The sequence below is a fragment of the Phytoactinopolyspora endophytica genome (genome assembly GCF_004138495.1).
Lineage (GTDB): Bacteria > Actinomycetota > Actinomycetes > Jiangellales > Jiangellaceae > Phytoactinopolyspora > Phytoactinopolyspora endophytica.
The window spans coordinates 342,123-344,504 of sequence record NZ_ML142853.1 but is presented as its reverse complement, the minus strand read 5'-3'; the positions used below and the strand labels follow the sequence as shown (position 1 = coordinate 344,504).

2 protein-coding genes are annotated in these 2,382 nt (G+C 67.4%); one reads left to right on the top strand and one right to left on the bottom strand.

The genetic code is table 11. The features are described from left to right. Positions 1-78 precede the first annotated feature (78 nt). The gene (locus ELR45_RS12375; RefSeq protein WP_165367711.1) at positions 79-1,053 is read right to left on the bottom strand and encodes an ABC transporter ATP-binding protein; all 975 of its coding nucleotides are present in this window, start codon (positions 1,051-1,053) and stop codon (positions 79-81) included. A 161-nt stretch (positions 1,054-1,214) separates the two neighbouring features. Here ELR45_RS12375 and dusB point away from each other — a divergent pair, with 161 nt between their 5' ends. Continuing rightward, positions 1,215-2,369 (top strand): tRNA dihydrouridine synthase DusB, encoded by a 1,155-nt coding sequence (dusB, locus tag ELR45_RS12370; protein ID WP_129666334.1) that lies wholly within the window; start codon positions 1,215-1,217, stop codon positions 2,367-2,369. The last annotated feature ends 13 nt before the right edge of the window (positions 2,370-2,382 follow it).

Below are 2,382 nucleotides of genomic sequence, written 5' to 3'. Positions count from 1 at the left end.
GCGCGGCGATCGCCAGGGACCACCAAAGGAGGCCGCGCCGGCGTTCGCGGAGCATCTGCCGGAGTATGAGCCCGCTCCTCATGATGCCGCCTCCTCACTGCTTGGGCCATCGACGGGTTCCGTCTCGGTCGCGCGATGCCCGTCGTCTCTCGCGCCGTCAGCGCTGTCGCCGTCCTGGTAGTACTCGAAGAAGATGTCCTCCAGATCGTCGTCGTGGCTGACGATCCGTTCGACGCCCTGTCCGGCGAGCCGGTCGACGAGCGCCGCCACGCTGCCGTCGACCACCACGTGCGCGGTATGCCCGTCCACCTCCACCGACGAGACGCCCTCGACCTCGTCCAGAACCTGGCCCGGCACGTCGCCGGAGAACCGCAGCTCGAGCCGCTGCCGCGCGATGTCGCGCAGGTTCTCGATGGTGTCCTCTTGGACCAGGATCCCGTTGCGGAGGATTCCGACCCGGTCTGCGATCTGCTCGACCTCGGGCAGCGTGTGCGACGAGTACAGGATGCTTGTCCCGGCCTCCCGTCGTTCCCGCACCATACGTAGGACGCTGCGCTGCAGCAGCGGGTCCAGACCGGCCGTGGGCTCGTCGAGTATGAGGACGTCGGGGTCGTGCATGAATGCCTGGACGATGGCGACCTTCTGCCGGTTGCCGGTGGACAGCTGACCGATCTTCCGGGATGTATCGAGCTCGAGATGCTCGCATAGTTCGTCGATCCTTGCCCGTGAAACTCCATCGCGCAGGCTCGCATACCAGGACAGCAGGTTGTCGACCCGTAGCCCGCGATCGAGGAGGACGTCGCCACCGACGTAGCCGACCCGCTGCCGGATCCGTAGCTCACGTGCGTGCCCGCCGAGGAGGCTGACGCTGCCGGCGCTCGGTCCGATGAATCCCATCAGAGCCCTGATGGTGGTGGTCTTCCCGGCGCCGTTGGGACCGAGCAACCCATATACCTCGCCGGGCACGACGGCCAGGTGGAGATCGTCGACGGCGGTCAGCGCGCCGAAGCGCTTGGTCAGCCCGTCAACGTGAATCGGTGGAGCATCATTCATCACAACCTCCTTCGCCGGATCTGGTACCCGTGGGACTGCCCCGTTACGCGGTCTCACGACGATCTTGATGACTGGATGCTGGACGCGTTCGAACTGCCCTGCTGCAATGCGGCGAATGTCACCTCGGGTTCTATCAGTTTGTGCGGGATAATGGGTGGCCGATGACTGACACGACATTGAGGAGCCCTGCGGTGCCGGCGCTCAGGCTTGGTGGTCTGACCGTGGATCCGCCGGTGGTGCTGGCGCCGATGGCCGGCGTGACGAACGCGGCGTTCCGGCGCCTCTGCGCGGAGCAGGGTGGCGGCCTCTATGTCTGCGAGATGATCACCTCGCGCGGGATCGTCGAGCGAGACGAGAAGTCACTGGGCATGCTCGTGTTCGCCGATGCCGAGCCGGTCAGGTCCGTGCAGCTCTACGGTGTCGACCCGCACTACGTCGCAGAGGCGGTCAAAATCCTCGCCGGCGACTACGGCGTCGCACACGTCGATCTGAACTTCGGGTGCCCGGTGCCGAAGGTGACTCGCAAGGGCGGGGGAGCGGTGCTGCCGTACAAACGGACACTGCTCGGGGAGATCTTGCGTGCGGCGGTCGGCGCCGCCGGGCCTTACGGCATCCCAGTGACGATGAAGACCCGCAAGGGGATCGACGACGACCATCTCACCTATCTCGACGCCGGCCGGATCGCTGAGGACTCCGGGTGCGCGGCGATCTCGCTGCACGGGCGGACGGCCGCACAGCACTACTCGGGCTCGGCGGACTGGGCGTCGATCGGCGCGCTGAAGCAGCATGTCGGCATCCCCGTGCTGGGCAACGGCGACATCTGGGAAGCGTCGGACGCGCTGCGCATGATGGCCCAGACCGATGCGGACGGCGTCGTCGTCGGGCGCGGTTGCCTTGGAAGGCCGTGGCTCTTCCGGGATCTGGCCGCGGTCTTCGCCGGTGAGCCGGCACCGCCGCTGCCGACCCTCGGCGAGGTGGCAGGGATGATCCGGCGCCACGCGGAGCTGTTGGCCGACCTGATGGGCGAGGACCGCGGCCTGCGTGACATGCGCAAGCACATGGCCTGGTATCTCAAGGGGTTCGTCGTGGGAGGCCAGGTCCGGGCGTCGCTGGGCATGGTGGAGAGCTTCGCCCAGCTCGACGACCTGCTCGCTGAGCTTGAGCCGGATCAGCCGTTTCCCGAGTCGGAGATCGGTGCTGCGCGCGGGAGGCAGGGCAGCCCGCGGAAGGTGGTCATGCCGGAAGGCTGGCTGGACGACGTGGAGAACGCCTCGGATGACCTCGCGGCGGCCGAGATCGGCGTGTCCGGCGGGTAACAAGGTCGCGCGG